The organism is Stutzerimonas stutzeri (assembly GCF_019090095.1).
Lineage (GTDB): Bacteria > Pseudomonadota > Gammaproteobacteria > Pseudomonadales > Pseudomonadaceae > Stutzerimonas > Stutzerimonas stutzeri_AN.
The window spans coordinates 1,227,613-1,244,394 of record NZ_JAGQFP010000001.1 but is presented as its reverse complement, the minus strand read 5'-3'; the positions used below and the strand labels follow the sequence as shown (position 1 = coordinate 1,244,394).

The window sequence follows — 16,782 nt, the reverse complement described above, 5'->3', positions numbered from 1 at the left end:
GTTAAGGCACCGTTGGAAAACCGGCTGAGTGGCTATGGCAATGAACCTCTCGTTGTTCTAGCGTTCGAACGCCTATGGAAATGGTGCCAGCGCCAGCGCCAGCGCAGTTACCTTTTGTGAATATGTAGAGCCGGGAAATGGCTTGATGAAGTTATTCAAAAGCAAGCGTAAGCGTCCAGACGTGGTGGAGGTCGCCACGAAACGGCGTCTACACGTCAGCCATCTGGAACTCGGCATGTATATATGCGAGCTGGACCGGCCATGGCGTCAGACTGACTTCCTGTTTCAGGGCTTTCCGCTGCTCAAGATCGAGCATATCCAGGCGGTGCGAGAGCGCTGCGATTATGTCTTCGTCGACGATACCCGGCGGGTGATGCTCGATCAGGGCCAGGTGATCGTACCCTCGGCGACGCCGCTGCGCGTGACGCGCACGATGACGCGTATCCCGCTCGCACTCGAGGTCCAGGAAGCGCAGGAGGCCTATCGCAGCAGCGCGTTGGCGCTCGATCAGGTGCTGTCGGATGTTCAGCATGGGCGGCCGATCGACACCAAGGCCTGTCAGGCGCTGGTCAAGCGAAATCTCGAAAGCATGCTGCGCAACGAGAGCGCCATGCTCTGGCTGGCGCGCTTGAAGTCACAGGATATCTACACCAGCCTGCATTGCTTGTCCGTCTCCATTTTGGCGATGGGTTTCGGTACGCATCTCGGCCTGCCCGACGAGAAGATCGAGCTGCTCGGGCTAGCCGGTTTGCTGCACGACGTCGGCAAGATGAAGATCGATCCGGCTATCCTCAATAAGCCGGGCAAGCTGACCCAGGCCGAGTTCGAACATATCAAGCTGCACCCGAGCTTCGGTTACCAGGCGCTGTGCAGCCAGGACGACATTCCCGCCGCTGCCGTCCAGGCGGCTCACGGGCATCACGAACGGCTCGACGGCAAGGGCTATCCGCAGGGGCTCGATGCGTATCAGATTCCGTTCATCACGCGGGTGGTCACCATTGTCGATGCCTTCGATGCCATCACCAGCCATCGCGCCTACGACGATGCGAGGCCGATTCAGACGGCCTATGACGTGCTGCGCAGCGGTGCCGACAAGCAGTTCGATGGTGCCCTGGTACACGAATTCATTCGCTGGCTCGGCGTCTTTCCGGTGGGCACGCTGGTGGAGCTGCATACCGGCGAAGTCGCCCTCGTGCTGGAAAAGCACCCCCAGCTGCATTTGCGGCCAAAGGTGGTGGTGCTGCGCGACGCGAACAAGGCACCCTGCGAGCCGCGCTACCTGGATCTTTCCCAGTTGACCGTCGACGTCGAGGGCACGCCTTATCGGATCAGCCTCGGTATAGCCGACGGCTCCTACGGTCTGTATATCGCCGATCCCCAGTTGCAGTCGATCTTGCATCCAGAGCTGTTCGCAGTGCTCGAGCTCGAGCCGGAAGAACCGGAAGCCTGAGGGCGTCAGGCTGCCCTGGTTGGGCCGCGATTCGGCTGCGTTTCATGACTCACCGGTCAGTCACGACGCTTTACCTGACGGGGCGTGCTGGGTAACGTCAGCGCACTTCTAACAAGGAATATTCGTCATGAGTGATCTGGTTTCTTACGAACTCGAAGACGGCATCGCCACCCTGACCCTGAACAATGGCAAGGTCAACGCGTTGTCTCCGGTGATGTTCGACGCGCTCAACGCGGCTTTCGATCGCGCCGAGCAAGACCGTGCCGTCGTGATTCTCACGGGCCAGCCGGGGATCCTTTCCGGTGGCTACGACCTCAAGGTCATGACCTCGAGTCCGGAAAACGCCATCGCGCTGGTCACGGTTGGCTCGACGTTCACTCGACGGATGCTGGCTCATCCTTTCCCGATCATTGTCGCGTGCCCAGGGCACGCCATCGCCAAGGGTGCTTTCCTGCTGCTGTCGGCTGACTATCGTATCGGTGTGGAAGGGGCGTTCAACATCGGCCTCAACGAGGTCCAGATCGGCATGACCATGCACCACTCCGGTATCGAAGTGGCGCGCGATCGCCTGACCAAACCCGCTTTCCATCGCTCGGTGATCAATGGCGAGATCTTCAACCCACAGGCGGCACTGGACGCCGGCTTCCTGGACAAGATCGTTCCGGCCGGCGAGCTGATGGAGGTGGCCAAGACCACAGCGGCCCAGTTGAAGAAAATCAACATGACGGCCCACAAGAACACCAAGCTCAAAGCGCGCAAGACGCTGCTCGAGACACTGGACCGCGCCATCGAACTGGACCAGCAGCACTCGATCGTGCCTTGAAGAGAATTTTCGCTGGACCGTCCATTCTCGGCGGGCCTGCGTTTAAACTGAGCCTGCAACGCCCCGCCACGGTGGGGCGTTTTTCATTCCATGAGTGCCGTATCGCAGGAGAGTCCTGATGTCCGCCCCGCACACCCCGGTAGAACGCGCCGATTTCGACCAGGTTATCGTTCCCACTTTTGCACCTGCCGCCTTCATACCTGTGCGCGGCGAGGGCTCGCGAGTCTGGGATCAGAGCGGGCGAGAGCTGATTGACTTCACCGGTGGTATCGCCGTCAACGTGCTTGGCCACGCGCATCCGGCATTGGTGGCCGCGCTCACCGAGCAGGCGAGCAAGCTCTGGCATATTTCCAACATCTTCACCAACGAACCTGCGCTACGCCTGGCCAAGAAGCTCACCGCGGCGACCTTTGCCGACCGCGCGTTTTTCTGCAATTCGGGCGCCGAAGCCAACGAGGCGGCATTCAAGTTGGCCCGTCGTTACGCCCATGACAAGCACGGTGCGCAGAAGCACGAGATCATCTCCGCTGTGAACAGTTTCCACGGCCGGACCCTGTTCACCGTGACGGTGGGTGGCCAGCCGAAATATTCCGACGGTTTCGGACCGAAGATCGAAGGCATCAGCCACGTTCCGTACAACGACCTCGACGCGCTCGCGGCGGCTATTTCAGACAAGACCTGTGCCGTGGTACTGGAGCCGATCCAGGGCGAGAGCGGTGTTCTGCCAGCCGACCAGGCGTACCTGGAGGGCGCGCGCAAACTCTGTGATCAGCACAACGCGCTGCTGATCATGGACGAAGTGCAAACAGGGATGGGGCGCACCGGTGAGCTGTACGCCTACATGAACTACGGCGTCACGCCGGACATCCTGACCAACGCCAAGAGTCTCGGCGGCGGCTTCCCGATCGGTTTGATGCTGACCACCAACGAGATCGCCGCCCATTTCAGCGTCGGTACCCACGGCACGACCTACGGCGGCAATCCGCTGGCCTGCGCAGTGGCCGAGGCGGTGGTCGATATCGTCAATACGCCGGAAGTGCTCGGTGGGGTCAAGGCGCGCCATGAGCGCTTCAAGCAAGGTCTGCTGGAGATCGGCCAGCGCCACGGGTTGTTCAGTCAGGTGCGTGGCATGGGCCTGCTGATCGGCTGTGTGCTGAATGACGCCTGGAAGGGCCGCGCGCGGGATATCTTCGATGCCGCGGAGCGGGAGGCGCTGATGATTCTGCAGGCCGGTCCCGACGTGATCCGCCTGGCGCCGAGCTTGATCATCGAAGAGGCCGACATTGCCGAAGGCCTCGCCCGTTTCGATCGCGCCGCGGCCAAACTGACCCAGGCCTGAGCACGGCCGTTATCCATGGCAGGACGTCATCCGTCCTGCCTCGTTCCCCTATCGAGAAAATGACCATGAGCGATAGCCTGCAACTGATTCTGGAAGATGTAGACGGCACCCAACTGGAGACTTCCTGCACCCGGTTTGCCGTGATGTGGCAGGGACGGGAGGTCTGGATTCAACAGGTCGGCAACAACCAGTTGATGATCGGTGTCGATGTTGAAGACGGTGATACCGAATACGCCAATTTGCTGCTGCGTCCGTTGGCGACCAACCTGGTCAGCCTCGAGCTGGAGATGGAGCCGGTCGAAGCCGTCGAAGACGATCACGTGCATGGGCCCGACTGTAATCACGACCACTGACGACTCCGCCACGCCGGTCCTCGGCCAACTGCTGGAGCTGACGCTGGCCGGGCGCGAGCCCGATCAGAAAGTTCACCTCACGGCTGAGGGTGTCAGGCTGCAGTGGCTGGGTGAGGGCGCGCTGGAAGTTACGCCGCCGCCTGGTCAGGACGCCGGTCTTGATTTGATCGTGTCGGCAGGCGTACACGGCTGCGAGCTCGTCCCGATCACGCTGCTCGATCGCCTGATACGCGCAATTGGGCATGGCGAGATCCGTCCCCGTGCCCGCCTGTTGCTGCTGTTCTGCAACCCGCCGGCGATGCGCCAGGGGGTGCGCCGGATCGGTCAGGACCTGAATCGGCTGTTCTGCGGCAAGCATGCGGGTGATGCCTCCGACGAGGCTCGCCGCGCCGCGCAGCTGGAAGCTTGGGTCGCCGGGTTCTTTCGCGATCCAACCCGACGTCGTTGGCACTACGATCTGCATTCGGCCATGCGCGCATCGAAGTTGCCGCAGTTCGCCGTGTGCCCGTGGATGCCGGATCGCGAAGCATCCGCCGAGAGTCTGCTGCGGTTGCGCCAGGCTGCAGTAGATGCCGTGTTGTTGCAGCAGAAACCTTCCGCGACGTTTAGCGCCCATACCGCCACTCGCCACGCTGCCGAGGCGTTCACGCTGGAAATGGCCGAAGCGCCTGACGGGACATGGCCGCAGTGCCTCGATGATTTCCTACAGGCGGCCCGCCAGTGGATCGAGGTGAGCCCCCCTGAGCAGACGCAGCTGTCGCGGCCGTTGAGGGCGTTCCGGTTGGCGCGGGAAATCATCAAGCGTAGCGAGGCATTTGTCCTGCGCCTGCCAGCCGATATCGAGAATTTCACCCTATTGCCACCGGGAATGTTGCTGGCAGAGGACGAGGGTGGCGTCCGGTGGGTCGCCGAGGAGCCAGACGCGCATATTCTGTTTCCACTCGCCGACGTCGCGATCGGCGAGCGCGCCGGGTTGATCGTGGTGCCGCGCGACTGAATGGGGAGGTCCGGGCCTCGTATTGGCGGTTCTGTGCAAGGCGGTGGTGGCTCTTGCGCGCCTTTGTAGGAGCCCCGCCCCGGGGCGAAGCCTTTGCTCTTCCGCGGGTACATCACGCCCGCATTCGGCGCGGAGTCGCGCCTCCCACAAGATGCAGTGAGTCGGTGCCTTTCGCGCTTTTGTAGGAGCCCCGCCCCCGGGTCGAAGCCTTTGCTCTTTCGGGGGCATGACGCCCGCATTCGGCGCGAGGTCGCTCCTCCCACAAGACGCCGCGAGTCGGTGCCTTTCGCGTTTTTGTAGGAGCCCCGACCCGGGGCGAAGCCTTTGCTGTTCCGCAGGCATGACGCCCGTACTCGGCGCGGGGGCGCGCCTCCCACAAGATGCCGTGAGTCGGTGCCTTTCGCGCCTTTGTAGGAGCCCCGACGCGGGGCGAAGCCTTTGCTCTTCCGCGGGCATGACGCCCGTATTCGGCGCGGGGTCGCGCCTCCCACAAGACGCCGCGAGCCGGTGCCTTTCGCGCTTTTGTAGGAGCCCCGACCCGGGGCGAAGCCTTTGCTGTTCCGCAGGCATGACGCCCGTACTCGGCGCAGGGTTGCGCCTCCCACAAGACGCCGCGAGCCGGTGCCTTTCGCGCTTTTGTAGGAGCCCCGACCCGGGGCGAAGCTGTTGTTCTTCCGCGGGCATGACGCCCGTCTTCGGCGCGGGGTCGTGCCTCCCACAAGACGCCGTGAGTCGGTGCCTTTCGCGCTTTTGTAGGAGCCCCGACCCGGGGCGAAGCCTTAGCTCTTCCGCGGGCATGACGCCCGTATTCGGCGCGAGGTCGCGCCTCCCACAAGATGCCGTGAGTCGGTGCCTTTCGCGCTTTTGTAGGAGCCCCGACCCGGGGCGAAGCTGTTGCTCTTTCGGGGGCATTACGCCCGAATTCGGCGCGGGGGTGCGCCTCCCACAAGACGCCGCGAGTGCCTTGCGCACCTTTGTAGGAGCCCCGACCCGGGGCGAAGCCTTTGCTCGTTCGGGGGCATGACGCCCGAATTCGGCGCGGGGGTGCGCCTCCCACAAGACGCCGCGAGTGCCTTGCGCACCTTTGTAGGAGCCCCGACCCGGGGCGAAGCCTTTGCTCGTTCGGGGGCATGACGCCCGCATTCGGCGCGGGGTCGCGCCTCCCACAAGATGCCGTGAGTCGGTGCCTTTCGCGCCTTTGTAGGAACCCCGCCCCGGGGCGAAGCCTTTGCTCTTTCGGGGGCATGACGCCCGCATTCGGCGCGAGGTCGCGCCTCCCACAAGATGCCGTGAGTCGGTGCCTTTCGCGCTTTTGTAGGAGCCCCGACCCGGGGCGAAGCCTTTGCTCTTCCGCGGGGTATTCGGCACGAGGTCGCGCCTCCACAAAACGCCGCGAGTCGGTGCCTTTCGCGCCTTTGTAGGAACCCCGCCCCGGGGCGAAGCCTTTGCTCTTTCGGGGGCATGACGCCCGCATTCGGCGCGAGGTCGCGCCTCCCACAAGATGCCGTGAGCCGGTGCCTTTCGCGCTTTTGTAGGAGCCCCGACCCGGGGCGAAGCCTTTGCTCTTTCGGGGCATGACGCCCGCATTCGGCGCGGGGTCGTGCCTCCCACAAGACGCCGTGAGTCGGTGCCTTTCGCGCTTTTGTAGGAGCCCCGACCCGGGGCGAAGCTGTTGCTCTTTCGGGGGCATGACGCCCGCATTCGGCGCGAGGTCGCGCCTCCCACAAGATGCCGTGAGTCGGTGCCTTTCGCGTTTTTGTAGGAGCCCCGACCCGAGGCGAAGCCTTAGCTCTTCCGCGGGCATGACGCCCGCATTCGGCGCGGGGTCGCGCCTCCCACAAGACGCCGCGAGTGCCTTGCGCACCTTTGTAGGAGCCCCGACCCGGGGCGAAGCCTTTGCTCTTCCGCGGGCATGGCGCCCGTATTCGGCGCGGGGTCGCGCCTCCCACAAGACGCCGCGAGTCGGTGCCTTTCGCGCTTTTTCGCGCTTTTGTAGGAGCCCCGACCCGGGGCGAAGCTGTTGCTCTTTCGGGGGCATTACGCCCGAATTCGGCGCGGGGGTGCGCCTCCCACAAGATGCCGTGAGCCGGGGCCTTTCGCGCTTTTTCGCGCTTTTGTAGGAGCCCCGCCCCCGGGGCGAAGCTGTTGCTCTTTCGGGGGCATTACGCCCGAATTCGGCGTAGGGGCGCGCCTCCTACAAAAGCCGCGAGGTGAGTGCTTTGCCTGATCAGACGCCCGCTGGCGGGTTGTCGAGCGAGTCGTTGCCGGTCACGGTCGCTGTAGCGGTAGCCGCCTGGGCGTTGGTTTTCAGGCGCACATCGTCGGCTTCACTGCGCTCGAGCGGCATGCTTCTGGAGTTGCCTTCGGCCATCCTGGCATGCTCGCTCACTTCGCAAAGCACGCGCTTGGCTTCGCAGTGGCCGGTGAACCCGCGCGCCAGAGCCATACCGCCCATTGCCAGTTGGATCAGTCCGCCTAAACCGCCCCGTCCAAGCCCTTTGCCGACAAAATAAAGCCCGCCGATGACCGAGGCGGTGCGCTCCCAGCCATGCACGTTCTGCGATGTCCTGTTCATGTCATTTCACTCCAAACGGTGATATGAGACTGACAGTGGCGGGCAGGGCGCCGTTCCGACCGTAAGTCGGCGGAGGCATCCGTGCCTGCCAATGCGCCAGCGGTGCCGCATGCTGCACCCACCTGACGCTAGGCCATGCCGAATACCTTGAGCACGAAGGCGTATTCGAGTGCGACGTCCTTGAGCGCCTGATAGCGACCGCTCATACCGCCATGCCCGGCGCCGAACTCGGTCTTGAGCAGTAGCAGGTTGTCGTCTGTCTTGCTGGCGCGCAGCTTGGCGACCCACTTCGCCGCTTCCCAGTACTGCACCCGGCTGTCGTTATAGCCGGCCACCGCGAGGATCGGCGGGTAGGCCCGGGCCTGCACGTTCTCGTACGGCGCATAGGCCTTGATACGCTCGTGGACGTCGGGCTGGTTCGGATCGCCCCATTCGTCGTATTCGGTGACGGTCAACGGCAGGTCAGCGTTGAGCATGGTGTTCAACACGTCGACGAAAGGCACTTCGGCGATCGCGGCGCCGAACAGCTCGGGCTGCAGGTTGAGCACGGCGCCGATGAGAAGGCCACCGGCGCTGCCGCCGCTGATAGCGAGTCGAGCGGGCTCGGTGTAGCCCTCGGCGATCAATGTCTCGGCGCAGGCGATGAAGTCGTTGAAGGTGTTGGGTTTATGCTCCAGCTTGCCGGCGCGATACCAGGCTTCGCCCAGATCCCCACCGCCCCGCACGTGGGCGATCGCGAAGACGAAACCACGGTCGAGCAGCGACAGCCGTGCGTGGGAGAACCAGGGGTCGAGACTGTGCCCGTAGGCGCCGTAGCCGTACAGGTAGAGGGGAGCGGGCTTGCCGAAGTGCTCGCGACGGCCGACCAGGCTGATCGGCACCTGCGTGCCGTCCGCGGCGGTGGCCCAGATGCGGCGGCTCTCGTAGGCATCGGCATCGAACGGGCCTTCGACCGGGGTTTCCTTGAGGACTTGCTGCTCGCCATTGGCCAGACTCAGCTGGCGGATCTGCGCCGGGCGGTTCAGGGCTTCGTAGCGCAGCCGGATGACAGGGCTGTCGAACTCGAGCGTGTTGTGTACGTGCAGGCTGTAGGCCGCATCGGGCAGCTGTAGCCGGTAGGGTTCGCCGGCCGAGGGCCTTACCTCGATGATCGGCAAGCCCGCTTCGCGCAGGCTCAGCGTGACTGCGCTGGCGTTCAGGCTGACGTCCTCGAGCATCACCGCATCGCGATGGCCGATCAGTTCCTGCCAATGCTCGCGTTGCGGCGTGCTTTCCGGTGCCTGATACAGCGCGAAGTTGATGCCGGCCTGGTTGCTGCGGATCAGCCAGCTCCACTGGCCGTCGAGCAGACTGTGATCGGGGAAATACTCATGATCGTCCTCGCGCGGCGCGAGGCAGGTCCAGCGTCCTTCGGGTTGATCCGCCGATAGAACCCAGGCTTCGCTGGTGGTCTTGCTGTTGGACAGGATCACCAATTGGCGCTCGGAGCTGGCGCGGTAGCAATGCACGAAAAAGCGCCCGTCCGGGTCGTGGTAGACCTCCGTGCGGCCGCTTTCGCCCAGCCGATGGCGGTAGATCTTGTGTGGGCGGTGGGTCTCATCGAGTTCGCCGAAGAACAGCGTCTGATGATCGTTGGCCCAGGTCAGGCTGCCGTCGCAATCGTCGAAGGGCAGGGCGATGACCTCGCCTGTGCTCAGGTCCTTGACGAACAATCGGTAGATTTCGTCGCCCTGGGTGTCGAGGCTGTAGGCCAGCTTGCTGTGGTCCTGGCTGATGGTGAAGGCGCCGAGTGACAGGAAGCCACCAGCGGCCAATTCGTTTGGATCGAGCAGCAGTTGCTCGGCATGCTCGTCGACGTCGAGCGAGCCGTCGGCTGGTCGCGGGCAGCGGTAGTGGCGTGGGTATTCGTCGCCCGCCGTGGTGCGTTGGTAGTACAGCCATGGGCCCCACGGCGAGGGCAGCGACAGGTCCGTCTCGCGAATACGGCCTTTGATTTCCTGGAACAACGCCTCGCGCAAATCTGCCTGCTCTGCCAGTTGACTGTCCAGGTAGGCATTTTCCGCCTTCAGGTAGTCGAGCACCTCAGGTGCGTCGCGGTTCTCCAGCCACTTGTACGGATCTTGACCTTGATCGGCGCGGGCAATGGGGGCAGGCATGCATGACTCCTGTGAAGAGGCCGCGAGCGGGCGCAGCTGTACGATGGGCGGGCACGAGTGTACGCCTGCCCCACCGGTTTGTGACGATGACGCGCGGGCGGGGTTCACCGGCCAGCCGGCGCCGATCAGCGATATGAATGGCCGACAATGCGATGAAGCCAGGCCCATCCGGCTGCAACATGGCGGGTCTTGACTAGGCTTATTGATCGGACCGCGAAGGAAGGTGGTGGTCTGGATCGGCCAGCCGATTGACATTGCATCGCTTTTCCATGAAGGTGTGCTCACCCAAATCAAACGGGCGTATGAATCGAGCGTTTGCCACGCAAGCGCCGTCAGCCCGGTTTATCGTGTCGGTGGGTGTCGTTTCACCGGGCGTCGCTACGCCGCAGCGGTGACGGTCTGAGGACCGATGACGTGCGACACGTAACGTTCAGCTTCCATACCGTGGAGATCAGTTGATGATTTACGAAGGTAAAGCCATCACGGTTAAGGCTCTTGAGAGCGGCATCGTCGAATTGAATTTCGACCTCAAGGGTGAGTCCGTCAACAAGTTCAATCGCCTCACCCTCAACGACCTGCGCCAGGCCGTCGATGCCATCAAGGCCGACAGCTCGGTGAAGGGCGTCATCGTCACCAGCGGCAAGGACGTGTTCATCGTCGGCGCCGACATCACCGAGTTCGTCGACAACTTCAAGCTGCCGGACGAAGAGCTGGTCGCCGGCAACCTCGAAGCGAACAAGATCTTCAGCGATTTCGAAGACCTGGGCGTGCCCACCGTGGCCGCCATCAACGGCATCGCCCTGGGTGGCGGTTTCGAGATGTGCATGGCTGCCGACTACCGCGTCATGTCCACCACCGCCAAGGTTGGTCTGCCGGAAGTGAAGCTGGGCATCTACCCGGGCTTCGGCGGCACCGTTCGTCTGCCGCGCCTGATCGGTGTGGACAACGCTGTCGAGTGGATTGCCTCGGGCAAGGAAAACCGCGCTGAAGACGCCCTAAAGGTGCGTGCGGTCGATGCCGTGGTCGCCCCTGAGAAGCTGCAGGACGCTGCTCTGGACCTGATCAAGCGCGCCATCTCCGGTGAGCTGGATTACAAGGCCAAGCGTCAGCCCAAGCTGGACAAGCTCAAGCTCAACGCCATCGAGCAGATGATGGCCTTCGAAACCTCCAAGGGCTTCGTTGCCGGGCAGGCGGGTCCGAACTACCCGGCCCCGGTCGAAGCGATCAAGACCATCCAGAAAGCGGCCAACTTCGGCCGTGACAAGGCTATCGAAGTCGAGGCCGCGGGCTTCGTCAAACTGGCCAAGACCTCGGTTGCGCAGAGCCTGGTCGGTCTGTTCCTCAGCGATCAGGAACTGAAGAAGAAGGCCAAGGCCTACGACAAGCAGGCCCGCGACGTGAAACTGGCTGCGGTACTGGGCGCCGGCATCATGGGCGGCGGCATCGCCTACCAGTCGGCTGTCAAGGGCACGCCGATCCTGATGAAGGATATCCGCGAAGAGGGTATCCAGATGGGGCTGGACGAGGCGTCCAAGCTGCTCGGCAAGCGTGTCGAGAAAGGCCGTCTGACCGCTGACAAGATGGCTCAGGCGCTCAACGCGATCCGCCCGACCATGTCCTACGGTGATTTCGGCAACGTCGACATCGTCGTCGAAGCCGTGGTCGAGAACCCGAAGGTCAAGCACGCCGTGCTGGCCGAGGTGGAAGGCCACGTTCGCGAAGACGCGATCATCGCTTCCAACACCTCTACCATCTCCATTAGCTACCTGGCGCAGGCGCTCAAGCGGCCGGAAAACTTCTGCGGCATGCACTTCTTCAACCCGGTGCACATGATGCCGCTGGTGGAAGTCATTCGTGGTGAGAAGACCAGTGAAACCGCTATCGCCACCACCGTCGCCTACGCCAAGAAGATGGGCAAGAGCCCGGTCGTGGTCAACGATTGCCCAGGCTTCCTGGTCAACCGCGTACTGTTCCCGTACTTCGGCGGCTTCGCTCGCGCCATCGCCCATGGCGTCGACTTCGTTCGCGCCGACAAAGTGATGGAGAAGTTCGGCTGGCCCATGGGCCCGGCGTACCTGATGGACGTCGTCGGCATGGACACCGGCCACCACGGCCGTGACGTGATGGCCGAAGGCTTCCCGGACCGCATGAAGGACGACAGCAAGACCGCTGTTGACGTCATGTATGAGGCCAACCGCCTCGGTCAGAAGAACGGCAAGGGCTTCTACGCCTACGAGATGGACAAGAAGGGCAAGCCGAAGAAGGTGGTCGATCCCCAGGCCTATGAGCTGCTCAAGCCAATCGTCAGCGAGACCCGCGAGCTGTCCGACGAGGACATCATCAACTACATGATGATCCCGCTGTGCCTGGAAACCGTTCGGTGCTTGGAAGACAACATCGTCGAAACAGCTGCCGAAGCCGACATGGGCTTGATCTACGGCATCGGCTTCCCACCCTTCCGTGGTGGTGCGTTGCGCTACATCGATTCGATCGGCGTCGCCGAATTCGTCGCGATGGCCGACAAGTATGCCGACCTGGGGCCGCTGTACCACCCGACTGCGAAGCTGCGTGAGATGGCTGCCAACGGCCAGCGCTTCTACGGTTAATCGAGGAAAGAATATGAGCCTTAATCCGAGAGACGTCGTCATTGTCGACTTCGGCCGTACCCCGATGGGTCGTTCCAAGGGCGGCATGCACCGCAACACCCGCGCCGAGACCATGTCCGCGCACCTGATCGATGGCTTGCTGGCACGTAACCCCAAGGTCGACCCGGCCGAAGTGGAAGACGTGATCTGGGGCTGCGTCAACCAGACCCTGGAGCAGGGCTGGAACATTGCCCGCATGGCCTCGCTGCTGACCCGCATTCCCCACACCAGCGCCGCGCAAACCGTCAGCCGCCTGTGTGGCTCGTCGATGAGCGCGCTGCACACGGCCGCCCAGGCGATCATGACCGGCAACGGTGATGTCTTCGTCGTCGGTGGGGTCGAGCACATGGGCCACGTTGGCATGATGCACGGTGTCGATCCGAACCCGCAGCTGTCGCTGTACGCAGCCAAGGCGTCCGGCATGATGGGGCTGACCGCCGAGATGCTGGGCAAGATGCACGGCATCACTCGCGAACAGCAGGATGCCTTCGGTGAGCGTTCGCATCGCCTGGCGCATCAGGCAACCGTCGATGGCATGTTCAAGGATGAAATCATCCCGATGGAAGGCTACGACGAGAACGGTTTCCTCAAGGTCTTCGACTACGATGAAACCATTCGTCCGGAAACCACCCTCGAGAGCCTGGCCGCGCTCAAGCCTGCCTTCAATCCGAAGGGCGGCACCGTCACCGCGGGTACCTCCTCGCAGATCACTGATGGTGCCTCGTGCATGATCGTCATGTCGGCGCAGCGCGCGCAGGATCTGGGCATCCAGCCGATGGCCGTGATCCGCTCCATGGCTCTGGCAGGTGTCGACCCGGCCATCATGGGCTACGGCCCGGTACCGGCCACGCAGAAGGCGCTCAAGCGTGCCGGTCTGACCATGGACGACATCGACTTCGTCGAACTCAACGAGGCCTTCGCTGCCCAGGCTCTGCCTGTGCTCAAGGACCTCAAGCTGCTCGACAAGATGGAGCAGAAGGTCAACCTGCACGGCGGCGCCATCGCGCTGGGTCACCCGTTCGGTTGCTCCGGGGCACGTATTTCCGGCACCCTGCTCAACGTGATGAAGCAGAAGGGCGGTACCCTGGGTGTATCCACCATGTGTATTGGCCTTGGCCAAGGTATCACCACGGTGTTCGAACGCGTCTAAGCTGTGCGGTGACACGAAAACCGGGGCCTCGTGCCCCGGTTTTCATTTTGTAGATGGTTTTTCAGAGGCAGTCGAGATGCAGGTCACGCCAGGCCGTTATCGTCATTACAAGGGCCCCGAATATCGGGTATATGCGGTTGCGCGGCACTCCGAGACGGAGGAAGCGATGGTTTTCTATCAGGCGCTGTATGGCGATTTCGGCCTTTGGGTGCGCCCGCTTTCGATGTTTAACGAAACGGTGGAAGTCGACGGTGAAACGCTGCCTCGTTTCGCGCTGATCGAGGCGGAGCCCAGTCGTTTCTGACGCAAGAGTCGGGTCGTTGGCTTAACCCTCAAGCTTGACCTCGGCTCGGTCACCACTATATATAGCGGTGCTTTCGGGCCGAGCCAACGCAAATGCTCTCGGTCCCAAGCGGTAAAAACCATTGCCCGGCCGCCAGGTTGTCACCTGACTTGGCCGTGGTATGAAAGATTTCGGAGCAATGGAATGCTCTTGCAGTCCCTGAAAAGACTGCTTCGCTTCTTCCTGTCAGGCTGGGCGCTTTTGCGGTGTTTGGCTTCTGCCAGTTCAATATTTTCAGTTCACCTCTCGATTCAGGAACTCTCCTCTCCATGGGTAAATCGCTGGTCATCGTGGAATCACCGGCCAAGGCCAAGACAATCAACAAGTATTTGGGCAACCAGTACGTGGTGAAGTCGAGTATCGGCCACATCCGCGACCTTCCCACCAGCGGCTCTGCCAACAAGGAACCGGTCAAGCGCGGCAAGGCCGCGGCCGCCGAAGCGCCAGCGTTGTCGCCGAAGGAAAAGGCCAAGCGCCAGCTGTTCGCCCGCATGGGTATCGATCCCGAACATGGCTGGAAGGCCAAGTACGAAATCCTGCCCGGCAAGGAGAAGGTGATCGAAGAACTTCGTCGCCTGGCCAAGGAAGCCGACACCATCTATCTCGCGACCGACTTGGATAGAGAAGGGGAGGCCATCGCCTGGCACCTGCGCGAATCCATCGGTGGCGACGACAGCCGCTACAAGCGTGTCGTGTTCAACGAGATCACCAAGAAGGCGATTCAGGAAGCCTTCTCCAAGCCGGGCGATCTGGACATCAACCGGGTCAACGCGCAGCAGGCACGGCGTTTTCTCGACCGGGTGGTCGGCTACATGGTTTCACCGTTGCTCTGGTCGAAGATCGCCCGCGGCCTGTCCGCCGGCCGCGTCCAGTCGGTTGCCGTAAAGCTGGTCGTCGAGCGTGAGCGAGAAATTCGCGCCTTCGTTCCCGAAGAGTATTGGGAAGTCCATGCCGATCTCGCCACGGCTGATAACGCCAAGGTCCGCTTCGAGGTCGCTCGCGAGAATGGCGAGGCGTTCAAGCCGCTGAACGAAGGCCATGCCATGGCCGCCCTGGAGCAGCTCAAGGGGGCGAGCTACAGCGTTGCCAAGCGCGAGGACAAGCCGACCAGCAGCAAGCCTTCCGCGCCGTTCATCACATCGACTCTGCAGCAGGCGGCGAGCAACCGCCTCGGCTTCGGCGTGAAGAAGACCATGATGATGGCGCAGCGGCTCTACGAAGCCGGCTACATCACCTACATGCGTACCGATTCGACCAACTTGTCGGCCGACGCCTTGAGCATGGTGCGTACCTTCATCGAGGATGAGTTCGGCAACAAGTACCTGCCGGAGAAGCCGAATTTCTATTCCAGCAAGGAAGGCGCGCAAGAGGCCCACGAAGCGATTCGCCCATCGGACGTCAACCTGCGCCCCGCTCAGCTATCGGGTATGGAGCGCGATGCCGAGCGTCTCTATGACCTGATCTGGCGACAGTTCGTGGCCTGCCAGATGCCGCCGGCGCAGTACCTGTCGACCAGCGTTACCGTCGCCGCCGGCAACTTCGAGTTGCGTGCCAAGGGGCGGATCCTGAAGTTCGACGGTTACACCAAGGTGATGCCGCAGCAGAGCAAGAGCGGCGAGGACGATGTACTGCCGGAAATGAACAAGGGCGACGGGATGAAGCTGGTCAAGCTCGACCCGAGCCAGCACTTCACCAAGCCGCCGGCGCGCTACTCCGAAGCGAGCCTGGTCAAGGAAATGGAAAAGCGCGGGATCGGTCGTCCATCCACTTACGCAGCGATCATCTCGACGATTCAGGACCGCGGCTACGTGTCGTTGCACAACCGCCGGTTCTATTCCGAAAAAATGGGCGACATCGTCACCGAGCGCCTGTCCGAGAGCTTCAACAACCTGATGGACTATGGGTTCACCGCCGGCATGGAGGAGAACCTCGACGATGTCGCCCAAGGTGAGCGTGAGTGGAAGCACCTGCTCGACGAGTTCTATGGCGATTTCCGTAAAAAGCTCGAAGTGGCCGAAGCCAGCGAGAACGGCATGCGTGCCAATCAGCCGACGCTGACCGACATCCCGTGCAAGGTCTGCGGCCGGCCGATGATGATTCGCACCGCATCCACGGGCGTGTTCCTCGGTTGCTCCGGCTACAGCCTGCCGCCGAAAGAACGCTGCAAATCCACCGTCAATCTGATTCCGGGTGACGAAATCGCCGCCGACGACGAGGGCGAGTCCGAATCCCTCGTACTGCTTGGCAAACACCGCTGCCCGATCTGCAGCACGGCGATGGATGCCTATCTGCTCGACGAGAGCCACAAACTGCATATTTGCGGCAACAATCCCGATTGCAGTGGTTACGAGATCGAAGAGGGGCAGTATCGCATCAAGGGCTACGAAGGCCCGAGCCTGGAGTGCGACAAGTGCGGCAGCGAAATGCAGCTGAAAACCGGCCGTTTCGGCAAGTTTTTCGGTTGTACCAACGCCGAGTGCAAGAACACCCGCAAGCTGTTGCGCAACGGCGAAGCCGCGCCGCCGAAGATGGATGCGGTGAAAATGCCCGAGCTCAAGTGCGAAAAGGTCGACGATACTTATGTTCTGCGCGACGGAGCGTCCGGCCTGTTCCTGGCGGCCAGCCAGTTCCCGAAGAACCGCGAGACTCGCGCGCCGCTGGTGCAGGAGCTGATCCCGCACAAGGATGAAATCGATCCGAAGTACCACTTCCTGCTGAGCGCGCCGCAGAAAGATCCGGAAGGCCGCCCAGCGGTCATTCGCTTCAGCCGCAAGACCAAGGAGCAATATGTGCAAACCGAGGTCAACGGCAAACCGACTGGCTGGAAAGCCTTCTTCGATGGCGGAAAATGGAAGGTCGAAGACAAGAGCACCGGTAAATAAGCGCTGCGCTGGATTGGAGCCGGATAACCGGTTCCAATCCGTCACGTTCAACATCTGGAGACCGTCGCC

At 62.4% G+C, this 16,782-nt stretch carries 11 protein-coding genes; 9 read left to right on the top strand and 2 right to left on the bottom strand.

What is annotated here, in order from left to right; all coding sequences use genetic code 11:
- Window positions 1–145: 145 nt before the first annotated feature.
- The 5 genes from KVO92_RS05330 (at window position 146) to KVO92_RS05310 (ending at window position 4,962) form a co-directional block, all read left to right on the top strand.
- Complete coding sequence (locus KVO92_RS05330; protein WP_217474594.1) at window positions 146–1,450, top strand: HD-GYP domain-containing protein; 1,305 nt, start codon at window positions 146–148, stop codon at window positions 1,448–1,450.
- 127 nt (window positions 1,451–1,577) lie between these two features.
- The gene (locus KVO92_RS05325; RefSeq protein WP_217474593.1) at window positions 1,578–2,273 is read left to right on the top strand and encodes a crotonase/enoyl-CoA hydratase family protein; all 696 of its coding nucleotides are present in this window, start codon (window positions 1,578–1,580) and stop codon (window positions 2,271–2,273) included.
- Window positions 2,274–2,391: 118 nt separating this feature from the next.
- A complete protein-coding gene (locus tag KVO92_RS05320; RefSeq protein ID WP_217474592.1) occupies window positions 2,392–3,612 on the top strand; it encodes an aspartate aminotransferase family protein in 1,221 nt (406 codons plus the stop codon).
- 65 nt (window positions 3,613–3,677) lie between these two features.
- On the top strand, window positions 3,678–3,965 hold the full coding sequence (locus tag KVO92_RS05315; RefSeq protein WP_217474591.1) for a topoisomerase II: 288 nt from the start codon (window positions 3,678–3,680) through the stop codon (window positions 3,963–3,965).
- Window positions 3,937–4,962, top strand: coding sequence for a succinylglutamate desuccinylase (locus tag KVO92_RS05310; RefSeq protein ID WP_217474590.1), 1,026 nt, complete (start codon window positions 3,937–3,939; stop codon window positions 4,960–4,962). The genes KVO92_RS05315 and KVO92_RS05310 overlap by 29 nt, the downstream gene beginning before the upstream one ends.
- A 2,227-nt stretch (window positions 4,963–7,189) precedes the next feature.
- Here KVO92_RS05310 and KVO92_RS05305 read toward each other — a convergent pair.
- On the bottom strand, window positions 7,190–7,537 hold the full coding sequence (locus KVO92_RS05305; RefSeq protein ID WP_217474589.1) for a YgaP family membrane protein: 348 nt from the start codon (window positions 7,535–7,537) through the stop codon (window positions 7,190–7,192).
- Window positions 7,538–7,665: 128 nt separating this feature from the next.
- Complete coding sequence (locus tag KVO92_RS05300) at window positions 7,666–9,693, bottom strand: S9 family peptidase (protein WP_217474588.1); 2,028 nt, start codon at window positions 9,691–9,693, stop codon at window positions 7,666–7,668.
- A gap of 458 nt (window positions 9,694–10,151) precedes the next feature.
- Here KVO92_RS05300 and fadB point away from each other — a divergent pair, with 458 nt between their 5' ends.
- The 4 genes from fadB to topA all read left to right on the top strand — a co-directional run bounded on the left by fadB (window position 10,152) and on the right by topA (window position 16,713).
- Window positions 10,152–12,299, top strand: a complete 2,148-nt coding sequence (gene fadB / locus KVO92_RS05295; RefSeq protein ID WP_217474587.1) for a fatty acid oxidation complex subunit alpha FadB — start codon at window positions 10,152–10,154, stop codon at window positions 12,297–12,299.
- 13 nt (window positions 12,300–12,312) lie between these two features.
- Window positions 12,313–13,488: an acetyl-CoA C-acyltransferase FadA gene (gene fadA / locus KVO92_RS05290; protein WP_217474586.1), complete on the top strand. Its 1,176-nt coding sequence runs from the start codon at window positions 12,313–12,315 to the stop codon at window positions 13,486–13,488.
- A 76-nt stretch (window positions 13,489–13,564) separates the two neighbouring features.
- Window positions 13,565–13,792 (top strand): DUF1653 domain-containing protein, encoded by a 228-nt coding sequence (locus KVO92_RS05285; protein WP_217474585.1) that lies wholly within the window; start codon window positions 13,565–13,567, stop codon window positions 13,790–13,792.
- Between the two features lie 308 nt (window positions 13,793–14,100).
- A complete protein-coding gene (topA, locus tag KVO92_RS05280) occupies window positions 14,101–16,713 on the top strand; it encodes a type I DNA topoisomerase (RefSeq protein WP_217474584.1) in 2,613 nt (870 codons plus the stop codon).
- Window positions 16,714–16,782: the final 69 nt, after the last annotated feature.